Raw genomic sequence first — 25,689 nt, forward strand, 5'->3', positions numbered from 1 at the left:
AAAACCTGTCCGACTGTCGGACAGGTTTGGCGAAACCGGGCTCCAGGTGGGCGCCTCCGCCGGTGACCACACCTTGGCGTCCGCTCCAGCGCCACGTCACGGCCCCCCCCGCGCTCCGCGAGCGGCGCGTCCTTGCGGAGACCTTCGGGTCGCAGGGTGGATTGACCGGCCGCTGATGACCTACCTGGCTCGCCTGCGGCGAAGGCAGACGCCCACGAGCACCGGCAACGCCAGGACTGCTCCCGGAGCGGAAGTGCACCCCAGGTCCGTCGTCCACGGCCCGCCGCCCTCGTCGTCCGAAGGCAGCGCTTCCACCTCGACCGTCAGCGCCCCGGGAAGGAAGTCCGCGTGCGACGCCTCCCACGTCACCGTCCGCGCTGTCCCCTGGGGCCGGAAGTACACGCGGCGCTCGGAAGCTCCCGTGGGCAACACCACCCGCGTCACCGGCGAATCGCAGTCCGCCTCCGCGTGGAAGCCGCCCGCGCCCCCCTGCACCGCCAACGCCACGTCGGCGTCATACGGCGCGGGCGCGAGCGCCCCCGTGGAGGACGCGTGCAGCGACAGGTCCACCGCGAGGCAGTCCTTCGTCCCCTCCATCACCGGCCGGCGCAACTCCAGACGACTGGCCATGGGCGCGTCCGAAACGCGCACGTCGTCGAAATCCAGGGAGCCGGTGAAGGTGCCCGTGTCGCTCCACGGCTCGCCCACCACCACCGTGTCCACCACGTTGGCGTCATCGCGCAGGTCCAGCCCGGTCAACCCCTGGCCCTGCTCGACGCCATCCACCCACAGCCGGGCCTCCGCGGACGCGGTCCCCAGTCCCCGGACGCGCAGCTCGACCAAGGACCAGCGCTCCGCCTCCACCTTCGCACCGTGAAGGCTGACATAGGTCCGGCTCGCCCCGTTGCGCAGCGCCAATTCCCAGCCGGGCCCCGGTGCCAGCAGGCGCAGCTCCACCAGCGCTGGCAGCCCCTGCATGACCACCACGCTCCCCACCGCGCCCACGGCCCGCATGCGCAGCCAGGTGCGCATGTGGACCTCCGACGCCAGCGGGGTCACGTTGGCGTTGATGCCGGCCTGGGAGCCCGACGCCGTGGCGCGGTCCACCACCGTGAGCCCATAGCGCCCCCGGTGCGCTCCCGCCGTCCCGCTGGTGAGCGTATTGGCGCCCACCGCCCCCGAGTCGTCCCACCGCCCCGGAGGCGTGTCCTCCGGGAGCAGCGTCCCCGTCTCGAAGTCGTCCGCGAAGCCCTCGGACGCCTGGGCGGACATGAACGGCAGGAGCAGCCAGCCCGCCAGCACTCCACCCCAGACCCTGGCCCTTCCCGCGCGCATCGGCATGAAGTCTATCAGCATGACGTGTGGGAAGGGCCCCGGTCCTCCGGCTAGCGGAACACCGTCAGGTCCACGCGGTCCGCGTTCAGCGTGTACCCGGACGACGCCGCGTTCTTGCGGCCCGACACCTTGACGGTCAGCGTGTGCGTCCCGCCGGTCAGCACCGCGCTGGTCCACAAGAGCTTCTGCTCCTGGCGCGTGGCGGAATAGAAGTCCACGTCCACCGCCGTGCCCCCGTCGATGGACACCGACGCGATGCCGTGGTGCGACGCCACCGAGCCGTACAGCTTCGCCTGCGTGCCGTTGAAGCGCACCACGTAGGTGGCGTTGGTCGTCGCGGAGAAGTGGTCATCGCCCTTGAACTTGCCCGTGCCGGTGCCCGCCTCCCAGGTGCCCGAGTACTCGAACTGCTCCAGGCCGGTGCCCACCACGCTGTCGTTGAGCTGGACCGTGGTCGTCGTCTGGCTCGCCGCCGTCACCGACACGGCCGTGCTGGAGCCCACGTTGTTGGCCGCGTCATACGCCTTCACCACCAGCGAGTGCGCCCCGGCGGTGGCGGCCCAGGTGAAGGAATAGGGCGCCGTCGTGTCCTCGCCTACCTTCTGGCCATCCACGAACAGCTCCGTCTTCACCACGCCAACGTTGTCGCTGGCCGTCGCCTGCACCGTCACGTTCCCCACCGCCACCGTGCCGCCGGTGGGCTGGGTGATGCTCGCGGTGGGCGCCGTGGTGTCGCCCTGCGTCGCCGTCATCACGTCCACGCGGTCCGCGTTGAGCGTGTAGCCAGAGGACGCGGCGTTCTTGCGGCCCGACACCTTGACGGTGAGCGTGTGCGCTCCGGACGTCAGCGCCGCGCTGGTGAAGAGCAGCTTCTGGTCCTGGCGCGTGGCGGAATAGAAGTCCACGTCCACCGCCGCGCCGCTGTCCACGGACACGGTCGCGATGCCGTGGTGCGACGCCACGGAGCCATACAGCTTCGCCTGCGTGCCATTGAAGCGGACGACGTAGGTGGAGTGGGTGGTGGCGGAGTAGTGGTCATCCCCCTGGAACTTCTCCGCGCCGGTGCCGGTCTGCCAGGTGCCGGTGTACTCGAACTGGTTCGCGCCCGTGCCGACGGTGTTGTCATTGAGCTGCACGGTGTTGCCCGTGGGCGGAGGCGGCGTGGAGGGCAGCGGGAAGTCCTTCATCATGGGCAGCATCGGGTCGCTGGGGCCGTAGCTCAGCTCGCAGCCGGACGGCGCCACGGGCTGCCAGTTCCAGATGAGCACCGCCGCCGCCCGGCCGGAGATGTATTGCTGGAACTTCTGGCGCATCGCATCCCGGCGGACCGTGAGCGACGTGCGGCAGCCGCTGGAGCCAGAGGCGATACCCGTCTCGCCGATGATGAGCGGCTTGCTCAGCGCGTCCATCGCGCGCAGCGCGGGCGCGAAGTGCGGCGACACGATGGTGTTGCCGTTGTTGTAGTCGTAGTCGTACTCATGCAGCGAGCCCACGTCGATGTTCGGCAAGTCGTGGAGGTCCTTGAAGCCCGCCTCGCCGCCATACGCCCAGGGCGCCCACGAACCGGAGCTGACGAGGTGGTTCGGGTCGATGCCCTTGATGGTGGTGCTCACGTCGTTGAAGAACGCCTTGATGGTGGCGTTGTCCGCATCCCCCGGCTCGTTGAGCAGCTCCCACATGCCCACCGACGCGGAGTTCTTGAACTGCGTGACGACCTGCCGCACCCACGGCACGTAGTTCGTCCTGTAGCCGCTGGCGTACCACACCGGGTACTTGCCGCTGCCATCGCTGCCCTTGTAGCCGTCCCACTCGCCGCAGTAGCTGCGGCCGTCCGCCAGCGTGAGGATGAGCTTCTGGTTGTACTTCTCCGCCGCGGCCACGACCTTCTGGATGCGGTCCAGGCCCGAAGGCCGGAACGCCCAGGTGCGCACCAGGCTGTTGGGCCGCAGACCCGCGAAGAACGCGTCCAACTGCGCGTCCGTGGGCGCCGCGCCACAGCCCGTCAGCGTGAAGGCGTTGGTGCCCACCATCTGGTACGGCGCGCCGTTCAGGTACAGCTGCGCGCCCTGGCGGTAGAGGAAGTTGGCGGGGACCGCCAGCCCGGAGGTGTTGGAGGTGAGGCCCTCTTCGCCCTCCTCCGGCAACCCGTTGCAGGCGGCCAGCAGGGACAGCGAGAAGAGCCCGAGGAGACGGCGGGCGGAAGAATGCATTCGCATGTGTTGGACTCCCGGAAGGAACGCGTGGGTGGCTCAGAAGAGCTGCTGGTACTTCGCCGCCGAGTTGGGCATGCGGGTGGTCGGGTTGAGGATCCACCGGCGGTTGTCCCGGTCCACGTTGAAGAGGGACTCGTAGAGGACCTTGCCGGCGCCGGTGCCGCCGTTCGCCTTGAAGAAGTTGAACATCTGCTCGATGAAGACGGGCGAGTCGCCGTTGTCCGCGTTGCCGCTCCACTCGGAGATGGCGAGCGGCAGGCCCACGCTCTTCGCGAACTCCAGGTGCTTCGCCAGGCCCTTGGGCGCGCCGTAGCCGTCCGTCTGCTGGATGGCGTTGTTCCAGTCCGCCACCGTCGCGACGTAGGGGTACTGGTTGTAGTAGTCCACGCTCATCACGTCGACGTAGGCGGCGCCGGGGAAGGTCTTGCGCCAGTCGATGCCGGAGTTCACGGACTCGCGGTTGACGCTGAACACCAGCTTCGCGGCGGGGAAGATCTCCTTCTGCAGCGCGCGGTAGCGCTTCCACGCGGCGATGAAGGCCGTGGCGTTGCTGGAGGTGACCTTCCAGGAGTACCAGTCGCCGTTCATCTCATGGGCGAAGCGGATGTAGACGGTGCCCGGTCGGGTGCCCCACTTCGTCTTCAGCGCGGTGAGCGACTGGCGCCAGCGCGCGTCGTACGCGCCCGTCGCAGCGGAGGCCCAGGACTCGGTGTCGCTGATGGCGCCCACGGCGATGTCCAGGCTCTGCTGCCAGGTGGCGTACTCGCCGCCGGAGGACAGCTGGCCCAGGCTCACGGAGGCGCTGTTGTTGTCCGCCCAGGTGGCGGCGAGCTTCACGGGCGTGCCGCGCCAGGTGCCGAACGCGCCGGACGCCACGCCCATGCCGGAGGCGCCGGAGAGCCACGGGCCGGACGTGCCGGTGCCGCCGCCGGTGCCCACCGTGAACGCCAGTCCCGAGCCGTCGCGCCAGACGCTGGAGGCGTCCTCCCACGTCGGATAGGCCTCCCAGGTGCCCAGCGGATCCGCGGAGGCAATCACGCGCGTCGCGGTGAGCGTCACGCTCTCGCCCGGCTGGAGGGTGCGGTTGGTGATGCGCGGCGTGAGGTCGTAGAACGGGCCGCCCGCGTGCGTGCCCCCCGGGGCGCGCGACGTGAGGACGATGTTCTTCGCGGTGACGGCGGTGGTGCCGTTGTTCTTGTAGGTGACGCTGGCGCTCAGCGTCTGGCCGCGCTCCAGCGAGGTGTCCACCACGGAGATGGACGTGGTGATGGTGAGCGCGCCGGAGGTCTCCACCGCGGCGGACGCGGTCTCAAGCGAGGGCGAGGAGTCATCCAGGGGAGCGGCCTCGTCGAGGGGGCCGCCACAGGCGGTGGACAGGGCCAGCAGTGCCGCGGTCACGAGGCCGGTGAGGCCGGCACGTGAGAAGGACGTGGAACGACGTGCGGAGGGGGACACGGAATGCCTTTCAGGACAGGAGGGGAGACGTGCTGCCGCCGCCGCCTTGAGCAATGGCTGTGCCGGACCTGCTTCCGTGGAAATCCCAGGACTTCCGGACGTGGACGGCGCGCTGGCTCCGGGGCGCTGACCTCTTGGGAGGACAGGACCTGTCCTCTCGACAGGACAGGGGGACGTGTCGCGGTTGCTTGCGTGGCCTGCGCTCCAGCGGTCGCCGGAGGACAGGAAGGGTGCGCGCGTCGCACGTGTGCCTTGCAGCGCGGCTGTGGGTGCACTAGCCATCGGGGGACGAGGGCCGACGGCGCCGACCGCTCGGGTCCTCCGAGGATGACTTTATGGCCCAGCGCCGCCCGACCCGACCTTCCGCCTCCCCTGATTCGTCCAAGTCCCGCAGTGCCGCTGGCAAGGCCGCCACGAAGCCCGGGGGCCGTCCCGCCGGGGGCAAGGCTCCCGCCCCGGCGAAGAAGGCCGGGGTCGCGAAGCCGGTGGCGCAGGCGCTGAAGACCGCGGCCTCGAAGCTGAAGCAAGCCGCGAAGGCGGTGAAGAACGCGGCGGCGAAGAAGCCCGCGGCGAAGGCACCGGCCCCCAAGGCAAAGCCTGACGCGAAGGCCGCCGCGAAGGCATCCACCGCGAAGTCCTCGCAGGCACCGAAGGCTTCCACCGTGAAGTCCGCGCAGGCTCCGAAGGCGCCTGCGACCAAGCCAGCCGCACAGGCTCCGAAGGCGTCCACCGCCAGGTCCGGTGCTCAGGCGTCGAAGACCGCCACGCAGGCTCCGAAGGCTTCTGCGACCAGGCCCGCTGCTCAGGCTCCGAAGGCTCCTGCCGCGAAGTCCAACGACAAGGCTCCGAAGGCGCCTGCTGCGAAGTCCGCCGCACAGACGCCGAAGGCCCCTGTTACGGAAGCTCCGAAGGCTTCCGTCGCGAAATCCGCCAAGCAGGCTCCGAAGGCCTCCGCCGCAAAGGCAGCCAGCTCGAAGTCAGCCTCGCAGTCCTCTCTCGCACTCGAGGCAACGGAAGCGCCGACCGGACCAGCTTCGAAGGCTTCCACATCGAAGGCTGCGGGACGGGCCTCCAAGGCTTCCACGGTGGAATCCGAGCCGACCGAAAAGAGCCCGAAGGCTTCCGACTCGAAGACCTCCGGACAGTCCTCCAAGGCTCCTGCGTCAGAGCCCGCGCCGACGGAGGAAAGCCCGAAGGCCTCCGAATCGAAGCCCTCCGGACGGTCTTCCAAGGCTCCTGTGTCAGAGCCCGCGCCTACGGAGGAAAGCCCGAAGGCCTCCGCGTCGAAGGCCTCCGGACGGTCTTCCAAGGCTCCTGCTTTAGAGCCCACGCCGACGGAGGAGAGCCCGAAGGCCTCCGAATCGAAGCCCGCTGAACAGCCTCCGGAGGCCCCCGCGGCGGAGCCCACGTCGGCCGGGGAGCCCCTGAAGGCGTCCACGTCGGAACCCTCCGAGCAGTCCACTCAAACCGCGGAGCCGGCGGCATCCGCCGCGGAAACCCCTGAGCCGAAGACGGGCGCCAGCGAAGCCCCTTCGAAGCGTGCGGGGAAGACGCCCAGGGGTTCCTCCGCGAAGAAGGCCTCCGCCGAAGCAACTCCCGCCCCGCAGGAGGCTCCGGCGTCTTCACCTCCGGAAGGCGCCTCGGAACCCACCACGCCCGCGACCCAGGCGGAGGCGGGCTCCACCGACGCCGCACCCGCGAGCACCGAGGAAGGAACGACTCCCGCCGCGGAGACGGCCACCGCCGAAGCCCCCTCGCGCAAGGCCGCGGGCCGTGGCGCGAAGCGAAAGGCCTCCGAAGCCGAAACCGAAGCCGCTGAACCCACGGCCGCACCGGAAGAGCCGCCCACCTCCGCCACCTCCAGCGAGGAGCCTTCGTCGAAGTCGAAGCGCGCGGCCAAGGGCACGGCGCGCACCACCGAGGAGCCCGCTGCCCCCGCGCCCTCCGCACCGGCGAAGCCCGCGCGCACCGTCGACCCCCAGTACCTCATCCTCACCGGCGGCTCGCCCTTCCTGCGCGCCATCGGCTCCGTGCGCCGCCCGGAGGGCGAACCCCTGCCAGGCTTCGGCAACCTCGCCGTGACCAAGATGTCCGCGGCCCCGCTGCCCACCGAGCCGGGCTCGTACGAGTTCCGCTTCCAGGCCAGCAACGGCACCGGCGACTTCAAGCTCGCCCAGCGCAGCGAGAACGGCGCCCCGCGCAACGTGCGCGACTTCGCGATGGCGTCCTCGGGCGGCTTCCAGGTCTACCGCTTCAGCATCCCCTGAGCGCGTCTCAGGGCAGGAACCGCGACATCAGCGCGAGCCCCGGCGCCTCCAGGGGCACGCGCCCCCGCAGCGCGGCGAACAGCGACCAGCCGTGGTCCGCGAGGAGCACCACGGCCGCGTCCGCCGCGACGCTGAGGCCCATGAAGCCCACGTAGCCGCCCATCACCGACGAGCGCCACGCCACGTCCTTCCCGCGCACCTGGGACACGTTCCACCCCAGGCCGCGCTGGAAGGGCCCGGCCTTCACCCGGGGCGCCTGCATCCGGAACAGGGCCTTCGTGAAGGACGTCTCCCCCCGCCCCAGGCCGGTCTCCAGGAAGCGCATCACGTCCCCCACCGTGGAGTGCAGCGCGCCCCCACCCGGCAGCGCCGGGAAGGTCCAGGGCGGCACGGGCTTGCCGCGCGCGGTGTGGCCCTGCAGCAGGCGCGGGGCCAGCTCCTCCGTGACGCGCGCCGTGGTGTCCAGGAGCCCCATGGGCTTGCAGAGCACGTCCCGCATCAGGTGCCCGTAGTTCAGCGCCATGCGCCGGGACAGCGCGTGGCCGAGCACGCCCATCCCCAGGAAGGACTCGGAGGACGGGTGCGGCGGCGGCCGCCGGGGGTGGTAGTCACGAAGGAACTCGCCGAAGAGGGCCGCGGAGTAGTGGCCGAACGGGTCGTCCGGGTTCCGGGGCGCCGCGTCCAGGTTCGGCGGCAGGTGCGGCATCCCGGAGGTGTGCGTCGCCAGCTGCTCCAGCGTGATGCTCCGCGCGACCTCGTCGCTCAGCAGCGACAGGGGAATCATGTTCGCCAGCGGCTCGTCGAGCCGCACGTCGCCGCGCTCGGTCATCACCGACAGCAGCGCCGCCGTGAAGACCTCCGTGAGCGACCCCAGGGAGAACAGGGCGTCCGTGGCCGGAGGCGTCCCCCTGCCCCGCAGGCCCTCGACGTGCAGCGCGCCCCGCCACGTCATCGCCGCGCATACGGAGGCCGTCGGGTAGCCGCGCAGGTAGGGGCGCAGCTCCGCGTGGAGGAGGTCGGAAGGGTTCGACATGGGGTGGCGCTTTACGGGCCCGCCGCCCGGTGAAGCAAGCCTTCCCGAAGCGCTTCTGTCAGGCATCCCCGTGCGGGGGCGTCCGTCCCCTGGAAGGCCCTTTCGTCCAGACATGCCGCCCGCGGTCGCGCCCTCCGGCGCCCGCCGTGGCCGTGTCAGGTCCCGCGTGTGCCCGCGTCAGCGTGGGCCCACCGCTCCCCTTCCCCAGCGCTTCCTCGACGAAAGGCCACCTGGATGCCCAGTTCCCCTGCCGCGAAGGCCATCCTGTTCGGGCGCAACCCACACCAGCCGGACCCGTTCGACGTGGAGGCCGACGCGGCCGAAGCGCTGGGCGTGGACACGTACCAGGCGGACCTCTCCGCCCTCCTGTCGGGCGACGCGGCGAGGGCGCTCACGGGGGTGCCGGAGCGGGGCCACCTCCGGCTGCTGTACCGGGGCTGGATGCTCACGGAGGAGGAGTACGGCGAGCTGGATGAAGCGGTGCGGGCGCTGGGCCACCGGCTGATGACGACGCCCGAGCAGTACGCCGCCGCGCATTACCTGCCCCTCTGGTACCCCCGGCTGGCCGGCTACACGGCGCGCTCGGTCTGGACGGAGGGGCCGGACGCGGCGGAGGCGTGGCGGGCGGCGCGGAAGCTGGGGCCGCCGCCGTGGATCCTCAAGGACCACGTGAAGTCCGCGAAGGAGCGCTGGGCGGAGGCGTGCTTCGTGCCGGCGGACGCCACGCGCGAGGACTTCGAGCGCACCTGCCAGAACCTGCTCGACGCGCGCGGCGACCGCTTCGAGCGGGGCTTCGTGGTGCGCCGCTACCTGCCGCTCAAGGTCTACGGCCGGACGCCCGCGGGGCCCGCGCACCTGGAGTTCCGCCTGTTCTTCGGCCGGGGGCGGTTGATTGCCGCGGAGCCGTACCACGAGTTCGACGTGGAGGTGCCGGACTTCTCCGCCTTCGAGCCGCTGGGCCAGCGCATCCCCTCCCCGTTCTTCACGCTGGACGTGGCGATGCTGGAGGACGGCGGCTGGGCGGTGGTGGAGGCGAATGACGGCGGCGTGTCCGGCCTGCCGCCCGGGTTGGACCCGCGCGACCTCTTCGCCGCGCTGCTCGGCCCGCGCTAGCCCGTACGGTGGGGAGACGGGCTCCGCCAGGAGAGGGCCGGTGCTAGCGTGCGCGGGCATGACGGACTCCGCCCGTGCGCGCCGAGGGTTGCGCCACCGCATCGCCGCCCTCCTCCTCGTGGGACTCACCGCGTGCGGCGGCTGCCAGAAGACCGACGCCGAGCGCGCCGCGAAGGAGCGCGCGGAGATCGACCAGCGGCTCCGCGACTCGGCCGCGCTCGTGCCCTACCGCGCGCTCAAGCTCACCGTGCGCGCGGAAGATGACCCTCGGGCCCCGGCGGAGGTGGCCCTGCTCTGGAAGGCCCTGGCCGAGACGCGCGCGCTGCCCGACAAGCCCGTCAACGACGAGGTGACGCGCGCGGCGGCCCGCACGTACCTGGACCTGGGCATCGCCTTCTACAAGGCGCGCAAGACGCTCCAGACGCGCGACGAGGACGAGTTCCCCCTGCTGTGGACCCGGTGGGCTCGCGGCGCGTCCGTGCCCCTGCCCTCCTACGACGCGGGCCAGGAGCACGCCTTCCTCGCCGCCGCCCTGCTGGCGCTGGACGCCGCGGAGAAGTCCGACCGCATCCCCGCCACGGAGCTCGTCTTCTACGAGCTGTCGCGCGCCACGCCCGCCCCCACCTGGCCCGCGCCCCTGCGCGCCGCGGTGCAGGCCAGCCGGGGCGCCGCCTTCTGCCAGGCGGGCTACCACTACGCCGCCGAGGAGGAGCTGACCGCCTTCCTCACCGAGACGGAGCGCCTTCCGCCGGAGGCCTTCCCCGCCCTCCAGCAGGGCACACCGGCGCAGTCGCGCGAAGCGGTGCTCGCGGCCGGGCACTTCCTGCGCGCCTGGAACCGCATGGGCCTGAAGCGCGAGCGCGCCGCCGAGGACGACATCGAGCAGGGACTGCGCTCGCTCCAGACGCTGGGCGTGGAGAACGAGCTGACGTGGTGGGGCTGGGCCTTCATCCACACCCGGCGCGGACGCTACGAGGAGGCCGCGGCGTCGCTCGACAAGCTCGCGGCCAGCCCCTACCTGGAAGAGATGGAGCGCCGCGAGGTGCACGCCAACGCGGAGGCCCTGCGCAAGCACGGGGACAGCCTGCCCTTGTTCCAGCAGACGCGCGCCACGGTGCTCCTGGGCCGCACGCTGCTGGCGCGGGCCGGCGGCCTGGAGCACGTGCTCACCGTGCTCCTGGGGCCCGACCGCGCACAGCGCCTCTACGCCCCGCTGGTCTGGATGGACCGGGTGCGCCAGCGCACGGCGGGGCTCTCCCCGGAGCAGGTGGCCCAGGGCGCGGGCGAGACGCTCGACCGCGCCCGCGAGGTGGGCAACCGCGGCTGGAAGGCCCTCCAGGAGCGCCTGGACCAGGGCACGACCCAGGACAGCCCTCCGTGAGGCGTCCAGGGGCCACCCGTCAGTGGTGGTACACCTCGATGCCCGACAGGTTGGCGGTTCCGCCGGACGTGGCCACGTCGAGGGCGCCGTCCGTGACGGAGACGGTCCAGGGGCCCAGACGCTTCCACACGCCGGGCGCGCCGCTCACGTAGTCATCCTGGACGAGCAGCCCCTCCACGCGGAGGTCGAAGGTCTTCGTCGCGTTGTCCTCCCACACGTAGAGGAAGACGTCGTAGGTGCCGGAGGGCACCGCGCCCAGGCGGACCTGCGCGGCCGTGCCGTAGACGGAGGAGCGGATCATCCGGGCGCGGTCCGCGTCCGTCGCCGGCACCAGCGGCACGGCCTGGTTCTCGAAGAGCGTCCCGGTGAGGGTGAGGTTCGCCGCGCCGCTGCTGGCCTCCCACGTCCGGCCGTCGATGGTGAGCGCCGGCCCGTTGAGGTTGATGGCGCGCAGCAGCGTCCCCGGCGGAGGCGTCGTGCCCGCGCGCTCCGCCACCAGCACCGCGTCCGTGTAGCCCGAGGGCCACGCGAGCGCCTTCGTCCCGCTGCCCGCGTACGTCCCGATGGGCGTCTTCGCGCCGCCCGCGCCCGGGTTCCACCAGGACAGGCTCACGCCCGCGCCGCCCAGCGCGGCCAGGTTGACGACGATGTCGGAGCGCGACGTGGGCAGGTACGCGAGCGCGAAGCTGTTGTCGCTCGCGGTGGCGGACACGCCGTAATCCAGGCCGCCGTTGGTGGAGGTGGAGCCATAGCCCCCCGCCAGCAGCTTCCGGGTGTTGCCCGAGCGGTGGTCCGGCCGCAGCAGGTGCGTCCGATAGCCGGCGAGGAACGACGCGAAGGTCTGGATGTCGGTGGCCGACGAGGCCGCCAGCGCCGGCTTCCAGCCCGAGTCCATGTCCCAGACGTTCTCATGGCCATACGCGAAGCCCGCGCCGCCGCTGAGCGCCGTCCACCAGGCCTGCGCACGCAGGCGGCGGCGGTCGAGCACGGGCGAGGACGTGCGCGCGTCGTAGTACGACTCCGGCATCACCACGGGCCGCACGGTGGCGCGGTTGTAGTCGGTGAGCACGGTGCCGTAGGTCTTCTCGTTCGAGTACGCGAAGTGCACCGTGTGCCAGGGCTGCGTCTCGAAGTACGCGGCGGACGAGGACGTGCGCTTCGCGTGGTACGACATCAGGTGGCGCTTCGCCTCGGCATTCCGGATGGCGTTGGCCAGGGCGTTGGTCGCCTCCACGCGGTCGCTGGTGTCCAGGCCCGAGGGCACCCCGGCGGTGTCCCCGATGGGGTTGTTGTCACCGCCCAATATCCAGAAGAGGTTGTTCTTCGCGCCGAAGCGCTGCCCCAGGAAGGTGCCGTAGGTGTTGGAGGCGGCGGTCGTCATGTAGGGCCGCCAGTCCGCGCCCGCGTAGCCGTACCAGGCCACGGCCGCGGCCACCTGGATGCCGCGCTGGCCGGCCTGGTCGATGACCCACTCCACGTGGTCCCAGTAGTCGTACCCCGCCGTGTCGGTGGGGTCCGTGGTGGCCACGGCCGTGACGGCCGGGGACGCGGGGTTCTTGTTGTTGAAGGGCACGTCGCCGTAGACGTTCTGGGTCCACTGGCTCAGCATCGGCAGCAGCATCACCTGCACGGTGTTGAAGCCCTTCGCCTTGCGGTCATCCAGGTAGAGCTTCACGTCCGCCTGGCTCAGCTTCGATGGCAGCGCCCACGGCGTATCCGCGACGTACTGGAACGGGGCGCCCGTGGCGGTGACGAGCGAGCGGTTGTCGGCGCTCGCCCGGATGGGGTAGTCCGCCAGCGTGAGCGGGTTCGCCGCGTGAAGGACCTCCGGCGACTCCGTGGCGGGGACGTCTTCCGCGGGGCCACAGGCCCCCAATCCCAGCGCGAGGAACAGCAGGCACGACGGTCGGAAAAGCGGACGCACGGAGGCTCCTGGACGGGTTCATCCAGGAGATTACGTCTTTCCGTGAAGTCATGGAGAGGTCTGTGATGAGGCCTCGCCCAGCGCCTTCACCGGGTAGTGCCCCGGGGAGGCGCGGAAGCGGCGCTCCAGCTCGCCGGGCTTGAGCACGCCCTGCTCGAACAGGCCCAGCAGGAAGGCCTCGTACGTCCCACCGCGTGAAGGGCCTGCGCGCTTCAGCTCCTCGTAGAGCACGAAGGCCAGGACGTGGATGCCGTCGTCGTGGTCCCGGAAGAACTCCGCGCCCGTGAGCGGGCGGCCCTCCCGGGTCCGCAGCAGGCCCTCCCGCTCGCTGACATAGACGTCGATGGCCTCCGCGCAGTCCTCCTCCGTCAGGCCGTGCGCGGTCGTGTAGCCGAACGCCGGGTCATGCTCGCGCACGAGCCGCTGGAAGTAGGGGTCCGCCTCCAGCGCCTTCAGCTTCGCGTCCAGCTCGCCCTCGCGGGTGAACGGCGGATGCAGCAGCTCATGCACCGCCGTCTTCACCGTGACGTTCGCCGGATACGTCGCGTCCGTGAGGAAGTTCCACCCCGTCACCCGGATGCCGTGCGGCTTCGCGAACTTCAGGACGTGCGCGTTCAACGCCTCCACCTGGAGGTCCCTGCCCAACAGCTGCTCATCCCAGCCCACGACATCGTACGGCGCCACCTTCGCCGCCAGCCCCGCGATGGCCTGCTCCACCGCGGGCAGGTACTCCGCGCGCCAGATGCGCGGGAATTCCACGCGCACGAGGAACGCCAGCAGGACGCCCAGGTCCTTGCGCACGTCCTCCATCACCGCGAAGCCGTCCTCCTTCCCGTACGACGTGGCCAGGAAGTCCGCGCGCATCCGCCCCCACGCCGCGTCGTCCGCCACCGTCGCAGCCAGGCCCTCCACCGTGGTGGCCCCCGTCACGGAGAAGACCAGCGTCAGGAACGGCCCCACCATCTTCCCGCCCTGCTTCGCCATCCGCTCGGTGAGGTGCGCGAGCGCGGCCTGCTCCGGGGCGTCCAGCAGCGCGGAGAAGCGCTGGAACTCCCCTGCGTAGAAGCGCGTGTAGAACGCGTCCCCTCGCAGCAGGTTGAGCAGGCACAGCGCGTCGTAGGCCTCGGACGGACGCAGCACCCAGCGCGTGCGCCCGGAGTCCACGCGGCGCGTCGCTGACTCCAGAGGCTCAGGAGCTTCTGGAGCCAGGGGCACGGGCCGGGAGCCCGCGCAGGCGGTCCACAGCAGCACCGCGGCCAGGGCCACGGCGCGGCGGAAGGAAGGCGATTCCAGGGTCATGCCCCGGACATAGGACCGCCCGCCCTCCGCCGTCTTGGACGGAACCTACCGCCTGGAACCGGATGCACGTCCCGCCAGCCGCCGGTACTCCGCCGGGGTGAGGTGCAGGCGACGGCGGAACTCGCGCGTCAGGTGGCTCTGGTCGCAGTAGCCCGCGTCCAGCGCGATGTCGCCCAACGGCCGCGCCGTCTCGCGCAGCGCCCGGCCCGCCCGCTCCAGCCGGGAGCGCCGCAGGTACTCCGCCGGGCTGCACCGGTACGCCTGACGGAAGGCCCGCCCCAACCGCAGCGGGCTCACCCCCGCCTCCCGCGCCAGCGCCGCGAGCGTGGGCGGCGGGCCCCGCGCCGCGTCCAGCAGCTCCCGCACGCGCACAAGCCACGCCGGAATCCCGGAGCCCTTCACCGGCGCTGACGCGCGCACCGCCTCCGCCAGCAGCTCCAGCGACAGCCCTTCGATGGCCAGCGCCGCCACGTCGTCCGCGCGCCGGAACTCCTGGTACACGCGCGCCCCCAGCGTGGCCACCCGCACCGACGCCAGGTCCACGCGCGGATCCAACCCCGCGACGAGCGCCCCGCGCGACCGCCACGACGCCTCCGAGAAGTCGATGTTGAAGGTGCGCGTGCGCACGTCCCGGATGCGCTGCGCGTGCTCCAGCCCGGGCGCCTGGAAGGCGACCGACCGGGCGGTGCACTCCCGCGCGCGGCCCTCCACCACGTCCGTGAAGCCCCCCTCCAGCGTGAGCCGGAAGCCCGCGTGCAGGTGCCGGTGGGACGGCAGCCGGACGCCCGGGGCGTACGTGCTCTCCGTGAGGACGAGCCCCGCCACCTCCACGCGATGGAGCGGCGTGCCCAGATAACGGCCGAAGTCGAGGACGGGTGCGGAGGCCACACCCCTTTTTGCATCGGCCCCGGGTCCCATTGCATCCCCGGACGTGGATTCCGCCGCGCTTTGTCCAGGGGTGAGGTGGCGCCAGGGCCGGGCGCGCCCCTCCCTCTTCCGAGCGCCAGACGGCCAGACGGCGGCAGGCCGGGAGCGTTGGCCATGCACGTTGCAAGTCCCCAGCTTTGCCCAAACGCCTTTCAACGACCGAAGGAGCCCCACCCGATGAAAGCCATCTGCTGGCATGGCCACGGCGACGTCCGTTACGAGTCCGCCCCGGACCCGAAGATCGAGGACCCTCGCGACGCCATCATCCGCGTCACCCGCACGGCCATCTGTGGCTCCGACCTGCACCTGCTGGACGGCTACATGCCGACCATGAAGAGCGGCGACGTCCTGGGCCACGAGTTCATGGGCGAGGTGATGGAGATCGGCTCCGGCGTCACCAAACTCAAGAAGGGCGACCGGGTCATCGTCCCCTTCAACATCGCGTGCGGCGAGTGCTTCTTCTGCAAGAAGACCCTCTTCTCCCTCTGTGACCGCTCCAACCGCAACGCGGAGGTCGCCGCGAAGATGATGGGCTACTCGCCCTCCGGCCTCTTCGGCTACTCGCACATGCTGGGCGGCTTCTCCGGCGGCCAGGCGGAGTACGTGCGCGTGCCGTACGCGGACGTGGGCCCGCTCAAGATTCCGGAGGGGCTCACCGAGGACCAGGTCCTCTTCCTCACCGACATCTTCCCCACCGGCTACATGGCGGCGGAGAACTGCGAGATGGAGAAGGGCGACACCGTGGCGGTGTGGGGCTGCGGCCCCGTGGGCCAGTTCGCCATCCAGAGCGCGTGGATGTTCGGCGCGGGCCGCGTCATCGCCATCGACCACGTGCCGGAGCGCCTGGCGCTCGCGAAGTCCTGGGGCAAGGCGGAGACCATCGACTTCACGAAGCAGGACGTCTACGAGACCCTCAAGGAGATGACCGGAGGCAAGGGCCCGGACCGCTGCATCGACTCCGTGGGCGCGGAAGCGCACGGCACCGGCAGCCTGGACGCCGTCATCGACAAGGCGAAGGCCGCGGTGAAGCTGGCCACGGACCGGCCGCACGCGCTGCGCCAGGCCATCCACTGCTGCCGCAAGGGCGGCACCGTCTCCGTGCCCGGCGTCTACATCGGCTTCCTGGACAAGGTCCCCTTCGGCTCCTTCGTCAACAAGGGCCTGACCATGAAGACGGGCCAGACGCACACGCACCGCTACACGCGGCCCCTGCTGGAGAAGATCCAGTCCGGCGCCATCGACCCCACGCGGCTCATCACCCACCGCGCCCGGCTGTCGGACGGCCCCGCCCTCTACAAGAAGTTCCGCGACAAGGAGGATGGCTGCATCAAGGTCGTGATGACGCCGTAGTCCCTCCTGAGCGTCATCACGAATGCGAGCGGGCCCGGAAGCTTCCCCTTCCGGGCCCGTCGTGTTGCTCAGGCCTGCCCCGTCAGCCGGTAGTACGCGTGCGGGCGGCGCCAGCGGATGAAGGCGCGCGCCAGCGGGTTCATGCCCCAGTGGATGGGCACCGGATCCACCACGAAGCCCAGCTCGTCCTTGAACTGCTCCAGCTGCGCCACCTCGCGGGCATGCAGGCCGCCCACCAGCGTCCGGGCCCCCTGCCGGCGGCAGACCTGCGCGAACTCGTAGATGAGGCCGGTGGAGATGTTCGTCGGCAGCGCCCACGTCGCGTAGTAGGCGCTGAAGCCATACGCGACGCCGTCCACGATGTAGCCGTCCAGGTAGCCGCCCAGCTTGTCGTCCACCAGGCCCGCCAGCACGCACCAGTGGTCCGACGTGAAGTACTGCCGCAGGCCCTTGAGGTACTCGTCCAGCGTGGGGATCTTCTTGTGCTGCGTGCGCGTCAGGGCATCGCGCACGACGCCATAGCCCTGCTCCAGGAGCAGCGAGGGCCCGGTGAGCTGGACGATGCGCACCGTGCGCTGGGCCTTGCGCAGCTTGCTGCGCCGGTTCGAGTTCAGGCGGCTGGTGTCATACGTGTCCAGGTCCTTCAGCCGCACCACCGGGACCTTGCCCGTGGCGGCGTTCGCCGTCTCCGGCGTCAGCGCCGCCCGGTAGCCCCAGGCCAGCGGCGTGGGCGGCGTGGCTTCATCCGGCGTCAGCCGCGCCAGCAGGTGCACGGGCTGGAAGAAGCCGGGCGCCCCCGACTGCTCCCAGTAGTGCCCCCGGTGGGAGATGACGCGAACGCCCTCTTCTCGCCGGCGCTCGGCGAGCTCCCGCTCCGTCAGGCACGTGAAGCGGGCATCCGCGACATCGCGGAGCTGGGGAAGTGACAGGACCATGGAAACCCCTCCACCAACGGCACGGGAACGTCAGGAACGGGGCGCGCGGTAGGCGGGGAAGAAGTCCCCGCCCGCGTGCCCCTGGGACAGCTGCGCGTACGCCTCCGGGTCACAGATGAGGTCGTGCGTGTAGAACCGGGACGTGGCGTTGGCGAAGCCGCGCTTGTACCGCTCGACGCCATCCCCCGGCCGGACGCCGCCGCCCAGGTGGACGGAAGCCTCCAGCTTCTCCGCCAGCTCCACCATCACCGGGAACTCGTTCTTCGCCGGCGAGTGCACCAGGTACGCGTCCGCCGTGCCGCCAATGAAGTTGTGCAGGAGCCCGTCGCTCAGCACCACCAGCGCGGCGGAGGCCACCGCTCCGTCCGGGGCGCGCGTCGTCACCAGCCACGCGAAGGGGCAGGTGAAGACCTCCTCGAACCACGCGTCGGTGAAGAAGTACCGCTCCCCGGCCTGGTTGCGGGCCAGGGTCTGCCGGTAGATGGACTTGAGCGCCTCGCGCTGCTCCCGCGTGGCGTCCTTCACCGGCACGGCCGCGCTGACGTAGCCGCGCCGGAAGTTGCGGCGGATGTCCGCGCCGTGGTCGCCGCGGAAGCGCAGCGGCAGCCTCGGGTCGATGAGGCACACCTCCGTGCGCAGCCGGCCCCCCGCGAAGCAGTACGGCCCGCCAATGCGGTCGCGCAGGAAGATGCTGACCAGCTCCGTGCCCCGCCAGTCGATGGCGTCCACCGGCACCTCGGAGAGCCCGTTCAGCTCCGCGCCGGGAAACCCATACGGCGACACCGCGTCCCGATAGGACGTCCCCTCAATGGGCCGCACGATGAGCGGCACCCGCAGCGCCCGCCCCGCTCCGTCCTCCACGATGAGGCTGTGCGTCACCCCTTCGGCGCGCAGGTGCTGCGCGGAGCGGAAGTAGTCAGACGACACGGCGCGATGGCCTTCGTCAGGGACGAGGATGGCTCTCCACGGTGTCACTCGGTTCATGATGGTTTCCCCCGGGGCGGAAGCGCGCGGGCGGGCGACCGCTTGAAACAACCAGAGGGTATGGGGATGGCCCCCGGCTCCGACACCGCCCCCCGGGGAGCAGCGCGATGTCCTCATTCCGGCGCTTGGCTCCGTTCCGGCCCTCCAGGGCAGGGCATGTGTCACCTCGCCAGCGAGCCCTAGCGGCTTCCAGACATTTGGCATTGTCCAGGGCTTACGATTGCTTGGTTTGTCCGGGAGATTCCCCGCCTTATGAAACACGCCCTGCTATTGGCCGCGGTGTTCTGCATGAGCGCATGTGCCTGGGGCCCAGGAATGCAGATGGACGAGGATGCCTTCCGGGAGCGCTACGCCGGAAAGGCAGACGCTGGCACGGATGGCGCCTACGAAATCGTCCCCATCGACGCGTCCCTCCTCAGCCACCAGCTGGAGGCGCGCAGGCAGGCGCGGCCCACGCCGCGGGTGGATCCGCTGGCCCAGGTGGCCACGGACTATGACTACCGGGTGACGGCGCACGACGTGCTGAGCGTCATCGTCTGGGACCACCCGGAGCTCACCATCCCCGCCGGCGAGTTCCGCTCCGCGGAGGCCACCGGCCACCCGGTGGCGGCGGATGGGACCATGTTCTACCCCCACGTGGGGAACATCCCCGTGGCGGGCAAGACGCTGCGGGAGATCCGCGAGCTGCTCACGCAGCGGCTGGCGAGCGTCATCGAGAAGCCCCAGCTGGACGTGCGCGTGGTGGGCTTCCGGGGGCAGAAGGTCCAGGTGACGGGGGAGGTGGTGGCGCCCAGCACCCTGCCCATCACCGACGTGCCCCTGCGCGTGCAGGACGCCATCGCCCAGGCGAAGGGCTTCTCCACGGAGGCGGACCTGCGCACCGTCACGCTCAGCCGGGGCGGCGCCACCTTCACGCTGGATCTGCAGGCCCTCTACGAACAGGGGGACACGAGCCAGAACTGGCTCCTCCAGGACGGCGACATCGTCAACGTGGCGGACCGCAGCCGCAACAAGGTCTTCGTACTGGGAGAGGTCCGCAAGCCGTCCTCCCGCGTGATGGTGAAGGGGCGGATGACGCTGGCGGAAGCCATTGGCGACACCGAGGGCTTCGACCCGCGCACGTCCAACCCGGGCCGCGTGTATGTCATCCGGGGAAGCTTCGACCGCCCCTCCATCTTCAAGCTGGACGCGAGCTCGCCGGACGCCCTGCTCCTCGCGGAGCAGTTCCAATTACAGCCACGCGACGTTGTCTTCGTCTCCGCGCACGACTTGACGCGGTGGAACCGCATCATCGATCAAATCCAGCCAACAGTTCAGCTGCTCTGGCAGGCAGTGGATATCGGAGACAGAACCATCATCATCGAAAACCCATGACGAGCCCCCCCCAACGCGTGGCGCCCTCCCGCCCCGGCCCCGGCACGCAGGATGATGAGCTGGGATTGGGCAGATACCTGGCCATCCTGGGAGAGCGGCGCGGGACCATCGCGGCGTCCGTGGCCCTGGCCCTGGCCCTGGGCGGGCTGTATCTGCTCACCACGGCGCCGGTGTACCGGGCCAATGCCATCCTGCGCATCGAGCAGAAGGGCAGCAGCCTGGGCCAGCTGGACGAGCTGATTCCAGACGCCCCCAGCATGGCGGCCCCTGAGATGGAGGTCCTGGGCTCCAGGGCCCTCCTGGGGCGCGTGGCGGACGCGCTGCACCTGGGCGTGAGCGTGGAGCCCCACCACTTCCCGCTGGTGGGCGCGGCCTGGGCCCGCGCGCACGAGGGGCCGGAGCTGGCGGCGGTGCCGTGGTGGGGTGGGGCCTCGTACGCCTGGGGCGGGGAAGAGCTCCAGGTGGAGCGGCTGAACGTGCCCACGGAGTGGGAGGACCTGCCGCTCACGCTCGTGGCCGAGGCCGACGGCGCGTACACCCTGTGGAGCCCCGAGGGGCGCGTCGTGCTCCACGGCGCTGTGGGCACCGGCGCCCAGACGGAAGAAGGCGCGGCGCAAGAGGTGGAGCTGTTCGTCACCGCGCTGCGCGCCCGGCCGGGGACGCGCTTCCAGGTGATGCGCCGCTCGAAGCTGGAGGTGGTGGAGGACCTGCAGCGCACGCTGCGCATGGGGGAGAAGGGCGCCGGCACGGGCGTGCTCAACCTGACCCTGGACGGGCCAGACCCGGTGCTGGCCACCACCACGCTCCAGGCCATCGCGGACACGTACGTGCGCTCCAACGTGGAGCGCCGCAGCGAGGAAGCGGGCCGCACGCTGTCGTTCCTGGACAGCCAGCTGCCCGGCCTGCGCCAGGGCCTGGAGCAGGCGGAGGCCGCGCTGCGCGACTACCGCGCCAACAAGGGCGGCGTGGACCTGGCGCTGGAGGTGCAGGCCGTCCTCAACCGGAGCGCGGACCTGGACAAGGACATCTCCACGCTCTCGCTGGAGCGCTCGGAGCTGCGGCAGCGCTTCACCGAGCACCACCCGCTGCTCATGGCCATGGAGCGCAAGCTGGCGCGCCTGCGCACGGAGCGCACCGCGCTGGAGACCCGGCTCAAGGGCATCCCGGACGCGGAGCGGGTGTCCGCCCAGCTCACGCGCGACGTGAAGGTGGCCAACGAGCTGTACCTCCAGCTGAACAACAAGGCCCAGGAGTACCGGGTGCTCAAGTCGAGCACCATCACCAACGCGCGCCTCATCGACGCGCCCGTGGTGACGCGCCTGCCCGTGCGCCCCGCGAAGCCGGACGTGTTCGCGGTCAGCCTGGTGCTGGGGCTGACGTTCGGCGTCGCGCTGGCCTTCGCGCGGCGGTCGCTGCACCCGGGCGTCACCGACCCCGCGGCCCTGGAGTCCGCGCTCGCGGTGCCCGTGCTCGCCAGCATCCCCACGGGCCCCCGCCGCGCGGCGGAGCCCCGCCTCCCCTCCCACATCCTGGCGCGCAGCCTCCCCCGGGACATCACCGTCGAAAGCGTGCGCGGCCTGAGGACCCGGCTCCAGCGGGCCATGAAGGAGGCGGGCAGCCACGTCGTCGCCCTCACCGGCACGGCCCCCGGCGCCGGGACGTCCTTCACCGCCCTCAACCTGGCGTGGGTGCTGGCGGAGACGGGCCAGCGCGTGCTGCTGGTGGACGCGAACCTGCGCGGCGGCTGGCTGCACCGGTGCTTCCGCGAGGCGCGCGTTCCCGGCCTCCATGAGGTGCTGCGGGGCACCGCCACCCTGGAGGAGGCCCTGCTGGAGGAGACCTCGCCGCCCGGCCTGTCGTTCCTGGGCGCGGGCGCGCTCCCGCCAGACCCCGCGGAGCTTTTGGCCGGCGCGGCGTTCGACACGCTCGTGGCGCGCGTGTCGGCCGAGTACGACGTCGTCCTCTTCGACACGCCCTGCATCCTCGCGGTGACGGACGCGGCGCTCGTGGCCCGGCACGCGGGCGTGCGGCTCGCCGTGGTGCGCGCGGCGACCCAGTCCCTGCGCGAGGTGGCCACGGCGCTGCACCACCTGGAGCAGAGCGGCGTGCCCGCCCAGGGCGTGGTCCTCAACGGCGTGCCGCGCTCCCGTTCCGGCCGCGAGGTGAGCGGCGTCTACCAATACGAATACCCGTCCGCGAGCTGAAGCCCCACCGGGAGCCAACCACCGTGAGCTGGATGTGCTGCACAGGACTGGGCTTCATCGCGGCGCTCTATGTGCTCGCGGGCCGCTGGGGCTTCCACCGGCTGGGCCTCGCGGTCAATGAAGAGGTGGACACGAACCTGGTCCAGGAGCTGCGGCTGTGGATCGTCCTGTGCGGGGTGCTGCTCGCCAGCGTGGGGCTGCTGCACCGCGCCCGGCGCGACGCGCGCCCCGGCGAGGCGCGCTTCGACCCGCCGCTCATCGCGGCCCTGCTGGGCTTCCTGGGCTACATGGCCGCCAGCATCGCCTGGACGCCCGACCCGCTCTTCTCCCTGACCAAGGTCGCCGACCTCGCGCTGGTGGGGCTGATGTGCGTGGGCTTCGCGCTGGCCGCGCTCCGCCAGCCCGCGCCCCGGGTGCTGGACGCGTTCTGGGGCGCCGTCGTCGTGGCCACGGGGCTGCTCGCGCTCACCGCCGTCAAGCAACTGCTGGGGGGCGGCGGGAGCGCGCGGCTGGCGGTGATGGGCGGCGGGCCCAACATCCTCGCGCGGCTCATGGGGCTGCTCTCCATCGGGGCGCTCTACTTCTGGTACTGGAGGGGCCAGGCGTGGCTGTGGATTCCGGTGGCCGCCACCGGCGTCGTGCTGGCGCTGCTCACGGGCTCGCGCGGCGGCTCCGCCGCCATCGTCGCGGGCCTCACCACCTGCCTCGTGGTGGGGCGCGTGCCGCTGCGCCGGCTGCTGCTGCTGCTGCTGCTGGCGGCCGCCGCCATCACCGTGGTGACCCTGTTCTCCCCGCTGGGGGAAGCGCTGAGCAACTCCGTGCAGGAGCGCTTCTTGCGCCTCACCCTCAACTACGAGACGGGCGCGGGCGGCTCGGTCCACAACGAAGGCAAGGTGTACCTGTCCGGGCGGGAAATCCTCTACGCGAGGGCCCTCCAGCTGGGCCAGGACTACCCGGTGGCGGGGGCGGGGCTCGCGGCGTTCCCCGCGCTGCGCCTGGGCGTCTACCCGCACAACCTCTTCCTGGAGGTGTTCTGCGAGGGCGGCGTCGTGGGGCTGCTCCTGCTCGCGACCGTCCTCGCCACCTTCGTGCGCTCGGCGCTCCTGCGGCGCCAGGGCCTGGACGGCGCCACCGTGGGCGCGGCGGTGCTGGTGCTGCTGGGCGCCCAGTCCAGCGGTGACCTCTACGACAGCCGGGCCCTCTTCCTCTTGATGGTGATGGCCTCCGCGACCGCGGCCCCCGGACGGAAGCCCGCGCACGAGGGGCCTCCCCTCCCCCACGCCCTTCCCCAACCTTCATTCACAGGAGCCGTCTGACATGCGCATCGTCTACCTGCACCAGTACTTCAACACCCCCACCATGCACGGGGGCACGCGCTCCTATGAACTGGCGCGGCGCCTGGTCTCCATGGGCCACGAGGTCCACATGGTGACCTCCGACACCCGCACGGACGCCGGCACGGGCAGGGGCTGGCGCGAGTCCAACGAGAGCGGCATCCAGGTGCACTGGCTGCCGGTGCCCTACAGCAACGCCATGAGCTACCCGGACCGCATCCGGGCCTTCAGCCACTTCGCGGTCAACTCCACGCGCCGCGCCGCGCAGCTGCCCGCGGACGTCTTCTTCGCCACCAGCACGCCGCTCACCATCGCGGTGCCGGGCATCGCCGCGTCGAAGTGGAACAAGCGGCCCATGGTCTTCGAGGTGCGCGACCTGTGGCCCGCCATCCCCATCGCGGTGGGCGCGCTCAAGAGCCGCTCCGCCATCATGGCCGCGCAGCTGTTGGAGAAGGCCGCCTACGCGGGCGCGGAGCACATCGTCGCGCTGTCGCCGGGCATGAAGGCGGGCGTGGAGGCGGCGGGCGTGCCGCCGGAGAAGATCACCATCATCCCCAACCTCTGCGACCCGGAGCGCTTCGGGGTGCCGGCGTCCGCGGGCCAGGAGTTCCGCCAGAAGTACGCGTGGCTGGGGGACCGGCCCATGGTGCTGTACGCGGGCACGCTGGGGCTGGTGAACGGCGTGGAGTACCTGGTGCGGGTGGCCGCGGAGATGCGCGGGCTGGACCCGGAGGTCCGCTTCGTCATCATGGGCCAGGGCCGTGAAGAGATCCTGCTGCACGGGCTGGCGGAGCGGCTGGGCGTGAAGGGCGTGAACCTCTTCTTCCTGCCCAGCGTGCCCAAGGCGCAGGTGCCCGCGGTGCTGAGCGCGGCCACCATCGCCACGTCGCTCTTCACGGACGTGCCGGGCATGCAGGACAACTCCGCCAACAAGTTCTTCGACGCGCTCGCCGCCGGGCGGCCGCTGGCGCTCAACTACGGCGGCTGGCAGGCGGAGCTGCTGGACAAGGAGCCCTTCGGCCTGCGGCTGCCGCCCAAGGACATCCCCGCCGCGGCGGCCATGCTGGCGAAGCGGCTGCGCGACCCGCGCTGGCTCGCGGAGGCCGGCGCGCTGGCCGGGAAGCTGGGCCGGGAGCGCTACTCCGCGGACATCGCGGCCAAGCGCCTCTCGGAGGTGCTGCAACGCGCGGCGGCGGCCCGGTCATGAACGGGCGCTCGGTGGGGGGAAACTTCGTCTGGTCACTCTCCGCCGGGCTCGTCTACGCCCTCGCGCAGTGGGGCGTCCTGGTGGCCTTCGCGCGGCTGGCCACCATGGAGGAGGTGGGCCAGTTCGCGCTCGCCCTGGCCATCACCGCCCCGGTGCTGCTGATGGCGCGCATGCAGCTGCGCACGCTCCAGGCCACCGACGCGAAGAGCGCCTTCGGCTTCGAGCACTACCTGGGCCTGATGGTGCTCAACGTCGCCGCGGGCGTGGCGGTGTGCTGCGCCATCGCCACGGTGATGGCGGACTCCCTCCACGCGGGCTGGGTCATCGCGCTGGTGGCGCTGGCCAAGGGCTTCGAGGCCGTGAGCGAGGTCTTCTACGGCGCGCTCCAGAAGGCGGAGCGGCTGGGGCTCATCGCCCGGTCCACCATCGCCAAGAGCGTGCTGTCCGCGGTGCTGGTGCCGCTGGCGCTGTGGCTCACGCACAGCCCCATCGCCGGCGCGGCGGCCATGGCGTTCGCGTGGGCCATCGTCCTCTTCGTCTTCGACGCGCGGGCGCTGCGGCGCGAGTTCCCCGGCGTGCGCCCCTGGAGCACCCTCTGGCGCACGCCGTGGCGGACGGAGGGCACGCGGCTCAAGGCCCTCTTCCTCTTGTGCTGGGTGCTGGGCCTCACCGCGCTCCTGGGCGCGCTCAGGCCCAACCTCCCCCGCTACACCCTGGAGGCGCACGCGGGCCAGGCGGAGCTGGGCATGTACGCCGCGCTCGCGTACTTCGCCGCGCTGGGCGGCCGGGTGGTGCACTCGCTGGGGCAGGCGGTGAGCCCCCGGCTGGGGCGCTACCACGCGGCGGGGGAGGCGCGCCGCTACGGCAGGGCGCTGGCGGGCTTCGTGGCCGCGTCCGCGGGGGTGGGCCTGTGCGCCATCGCCGGCTCGGCGCTGTTCGGCCGGTGGGCGCTGACGCTCTTCTACGGCGCCGCCTACGCCGGGAACCTCACGCTGTTCGTCTGGCTGATGGGGGCCGCGGCGCTGGAGTACGTCTGCCTGAGCCTCGCGGTGGGGCTCACCGCGGCGCGCGAGCTCAAGGGCCAGGTGGTGCTGCTCGTCGTCTCCGTGGCCGTGGTGGCGCTGGGCAGCGCGGTGTGGGTGCCGCGCGTGGGGCCGGTGGGGGCCGCCTGGGCCCTGGGGGTGGGCTGGGTGTCTGAACTGGGATGCAGCATCTGGCTGACCTGGCGGGTCTGGCGGCGGCTGACGGCGCCCAAGCCCGTGCAGGTGCTCCATTCCGTCCCAACCGCGCAGGTGGATGCCCGGGAACGGACAGCAGGCTGAGTCCGGGGGGCCGTGGTGGCGGGCCGTGAGCA

The 25,689-nt window shown here is 71.5% G+C and carries 20 protein-coding genes; 9 read left to right on the top strand and 11 right to left on the bottom strand.

Annotation, left to right across the window (positions count from 1 at the left end):
• Positions 1 to 180 precede the first annotated feature (180 nt).
• The 5 genes from NR792_RS20800 to NR792_RS20820 form a co-directional block, all read right to left on the bottom strand.
• On the bottom strand, positions 181 to 1,341 hold the full coding sequence (locus NR792_RS20800) for a hypothetical protein (protein ID WP_375754411.1): 1,161 nt from the start codon (positions 1,339 to 1,341) through the stop codon (positions 181 to 183).
• Positions 1,342 to 1,385: 44 nt separating this feature from the next.
• Positions 1,386 to 3,551, bottom strand: a complete 2,166-nt coding sequence (locus NR792_RS20805; RefSeq protein WP_375754412.1) for an Ig-like domain-containing protein — start codon at positions 3,549 to 3,551, stop codon at positions 1,386 to 1,388.
• Between the two features lie 33 nt (positions 3,552 to 3,584).
• The gene (locus NR792_RS20810) at positions 3,585 to 5,003 is read right to left on the bottom strand and encodes a glycosyl hydrolase (RefSeq protein ID WP_375754413.1); all 1,419 of its coding nucleotides are present in this window, start codon (positions 5,001 to 5,003) and stop codon (positions 3,585 to 3,587) included.
• A gap of 274 nt (positions 5,004 to 5,277) precedes the next feature.
• Entirely contained in the window at positions 5,278 to 5,664 is a 387-nt protein-coding gene (locus NR792_RS20815; RefSeq protein ID WP_375754415.1) for a hypothetical protein, read from the bottom strand.
• Positions 5,665 to 5,805: 141 nt separating this feature from the next.
• Entirely contained in the window at positions 5,806 to 6,234 is a 429-nt protein-coding gene (locus NR792_RS20820; protein WP_375754416.1) for a hypothetical protein, read from the bottom strand.
• Between the two features lie 7 nt (positions 6,235 to 6,241).
• Between NR792_RS20820 and NR792_RS20825 the strand changes: the two genes are divergently transcribed.
• Positions 6,242 to 7,270: a hypothetical protein gene (locus NR792_RS20825; protein ID WP_375754417.1), complete on the top strand. Its 1,029-nt coding sequence runs from the start codon at positions 6,242 to 6,244 to the stop codon at positions 7,268 to 7,270.
• Positions 7,271 to 7,277: 7 nt separating this feature from the next.
• On the opposite strand, the gene NR792_RS20830 is transcribed toward NR792_RS20825, so the two are convergent.
• Positions 7,278 to 8,303 carry a serine hydrolase domain-containing protein gene (locus tag NR792_RS20830; RefSeq protein ID WP_375754418.1) on the bottom strand — a complete coding sequence of 342 codons (1,026 nt, stop codon included), beginning with the start codon at positions 8,301 to 8,303 and terminating at the stop codon, positions 7,278 to 7,280.
• 234 nt (positions 8,304 to 8,537) lie between these two features.
• Between NR792_RS20830 and NR792_RS20835 the strand changes: the two genes are divergently transcribed.
• Both NR792_RS20835 and NR792_RS20840 read left to right on the top strand, forming a co-directional pair.
• Positions 8,538 to 9,416 carry an ATP-grasp domain-containing protein gene (locus NR792_RS20835; RefSeq protein ID WP_375754419.1) on the top strand — a complete coding sequence of 293 codons (879 nt, stop codon included), beginning with the start codon at positions 8,538 to 8,540 and terminating at the stop codon, positions 9,414 to 9,416.
• Positions 9,417 to 9,474: 58 nt separating this feature from the next.
• Positions 9,475 to 10,797, top strand: a complete 1,323-nt coding sequence (locus NR792_RS20840) for a hypothetical protein (protein WP_375754420.1) — start codon at positions 9,475 to 9,477, stop codon at positions 10,795 to 10,797.
• A gap of 19 nt (positions 10,798 to 10,816) precedes the next feature.
• Here NR792_RS20840 and NR792_RS20845 read toward each other — a convergent pair whose 3' ends face one another.
• From NR792_RS20845 to NR792_RS20855, 3 genes are read right to left on the bottom strand one after another with little or no spacing between them, the layout of a single operon-like run.
• Complete coding sequence (locus tag NR792_RS20845; RefSeq protein ID WP_375754421.1) at positions 10,817 to 12,721, bottom strand: DUF4038 domain-containing protein; 1,905 nt, start codon at positions 12,719 to 12,721, stop codon at positions 10,817 to 10,819.
• Positions 12,722 to 12,769: 48 nt separating this feature from the next.
• Positions 12,770 to 14,020 (bottom strand): hypothetical protein, encoded by a 1,251-nt coding sequence (locus tag NR792_RS20850; RefSeq protein WP_375754422.1) that lies wholly within the window; start codon positions 14,018 to 14,020, stop codon positions 12,770 to 12,772.
• A gap of 45 nt (positions 14,021 to 14,065) precedes the next feature.
• The gene (locus NR792_RS20855) at positions 14,066 to 14,908 is read right to left on the bottom strand and encodes a helix-turn-helix domain-containing protein (RefSeq protein ID WP_375754423.1); all 843 of its coding nucleotides are present in this window, start codon (positions 14,906 to 14,908) and stop codon (positions 14,066 to 14,068) included.
• A 216-nt stretch (positions 14,909 to 15,124) separates the two neighbouring features.
• Here NR792_RS20855 and NR792_RS20860 point away from each other — a divergent pair, with 216 nt between their 5' ends.
• Positions 15,125 to 16,297, top strand: a complete 1,173-nt coding sequence (locus NR792_RS20860) for a zinc-dependent alcohol dehydrogenase (protein WP_375754424.1) — start codon at positions 15,125 to 15,127, stop codon at positions 16,295 to 16,297.
• A 68-nt stretch (positions 16,298 to 16,365) separates the two neighbouring features.
• Here the strand turns inward: NR792_RS20860 and NR792_RS20865 are convergent, their stop codons facing one another.
• A complete protein-coding gene (locus tag NR792_RS20865; protein ID WP_375754425.1) occupies positions 16,366 to 17,232 on the bottom strand; it encodes a hypothetical protein in 867 nt (288 codons plus the stop codon).
• Positions 17,233 to 17,262: 30 nt separating this feature from the next.
• A complete protein-coding gene (locus NR792_RS20870) occupies positions 17,263 to 18,216 on the bottom strand; it encodes a GNAT family N-acetyltransferase (RefSeq protein ID WP_375754426.1) in 954 nt (317 codons plus the stop codon).
• Positions 18,217 to 18,468: 252 nt separating this feature from the next.
• On the opposite strand from NR792_RS20870, the gene NR792_RS20875 reads away from it, so the two are divergent.
• From NR792_RS20875 to NR792_RS20895, 5 genes are read left to right on the top strand one after another with little or no spacing between them, the layout of a single operon-like run.
• Complete coding sequence (locus tag NR792_RS20875; RefSeq protein WP_375754427.1) at positions 18,469 to 19,590, top strand: polysaccharide export protein; 1,122 nt, start codon at positions 18,469 to 18,471, stop codon at positions 19,588 to 19,590.
• Complete coding sequence (locus NR792_RS20880) at positions 19,587 to 21,794, top strand: polysaccharide biosynthesis tyrosine autokinase (protein WP_375754428.1); 2,208 nt, start codon at positions 19,587 to 19,589, stop codon at positions 21,792 to 21,794. The genes NR792_RS20875 and NR792_RS20880 overlap by 4 nt, the downstream gene beginning before the upstream one ends.
• A gap of 32 nt (positions 21,795 to 21,826) precedes the next feature.
• A complete protein-coding gene (locus tag NR792_RS20885) occupies positions 21,827 to 23,110 on the top strand; it encodes an O-antigen ligase family protein (protein WP_375761656.1) in 1,284 nt (427 codons plus the stop codon).
• A 1-nt stretch (position 23,111) separates the two neighbouring features.
• Positions 23,112 to 24,335 carry a glycosyltransferase family 4 protein gene (locus tag NR792_RS20890; protein WP_375754429.1) on the top strand — a complete coding sequence of 408 codons (1,224 nt, stop codon included), beginning with the start codon at positions 23,112 to 23,114 and terminating at the stop codon, positions 24,333 to 24,335.
• Positions 24,332 to 25,657: a lipopolysaccharide biosynthesis protein gene (locus NR792_RS20895; RefSeq protein ID WP_375754430.1), complete on the top strand. Its 1,326-nt coding sequence runs from the start codon at positions 24,332 to 24,334 to the stop codon at positions 25,655 to 25,657. The genes NR792_RS20890 and NR792_RS20895 overlap by 4 nt, the downstream gene beginning before the upstream one ends.
• Positions 25,658 to 25,689: the final 32 nt, after the last annotated feature.

The sequence above is a fragment of the Corallococcus exercitus genome (assembly GCF_042231735.1).
In the GTDB taxonomy this organism is placed as follows: domain Bacteria; phylum Myxococcota; class Myxococcia; order Myxococcales; family Myxococcaceae; genus Corallococcus; species Corallococcus exercitus_B.

Bases quoted from the DNA above. Each gene is read 5' to 3' on its own strand.
- NR792_RS20800 (WP_375754411.1), bottom strand. From the start codon at position 1,341: ATGCCGATGCGCGCGGGAAGGGCCAGGGTCTGGGGTGGAGTGCTGGCG.
- NR792_RS20805 (WP_375754412.1), bottom strand. From the start codon at position 3,551: ATGCGAATGCATTCTTCCGCCCGCCGTCTCCTCGGGCTCTTCTCGCTG.
- NR792_RS20830 (WP_375754418.1), bottom strand. From the start codon at position 8,303: ATGTCGAACCCTTCCGACCTCCTCCACGCGGAGCTGCGCCCCTACCTG.
- NR792_RS20835 (WP_375754419.1), top strand. From the start codon at position 8,538: ATGCCCAGTTCCCCTGCCGCGAAGGCCATCCTGTTCGGGCGCAACCCA.
- NR792_RS20840 (WP_375754420.1), top strand. From the start codon at position 9,475: ATGACGGACTCCGCCCGTGCGCGCCGAGGGTTGCGCCACCGCATCGCC.
- NR792_RS20850 (WP_375754422.1), bottom strand. From the start codon at position 14,020: ATGACCCTGGAATCGCCTTCCTTCCGCCGCGCCGTGGCCCTGGCCGCG.
- NR792_RS20860 (WP_375754424.1), top strand. From the start codon at position 15,125: ATGAAAGCCATCTGCTGGCATGGCCACGGCGACGTCCGTTACGAGTCC.
- NR792_RS20865 (WP_375754425.1), bottom strand. From the start codon at position 17,232: ATGGTCCTGTCACTTCCCCAGCTCCGCGATGTCGCGGATGCCCGCTTC.
- NR792_RS20870 (WP_375754426.1), bottom strand. From the start codon at position 18,216: ATGAACCGAGTGACACCGTGGAGAGCCATCCTCGTCCCTGACGAAGGC.
- NR792_RS20875 (WP_375754427.1), top strand. From the start codon at position 18,469: ATGAAACACGCCCTGCTATTGGCCGCGGTGTTCTGCATGAGCGCATGT.
- NR792_RS20880 (WP_375754428.1), top strand. From the start codon at position 19,587: ATGACGAGCCCCCCCCAACGCGTGGCGCCCTCCCGCCCCGGCCCCGGC.
- NR792_RS20885 (WP_375761656.1), top strand. From the start codon at position 21,827: ATGTGCTGCACAGGACTGGGCTTCATCGCGGCGCTCTATGTGCTCGCG.
- NR792_RS20890 (WP_375754429.1), top strand. From the start codon at position 23,112: ATGCGCATCGTCTACCTGCACCAGTACTTCAACACCCCCACCATGCAC.
- NR792_RS20895 (WP_375754430.1), top strand. From the start codon at position 24,332: ATGAACGGGCGCTCGGTGGGGGGAAACTTCGTCTGGTCACTCTCCGCC.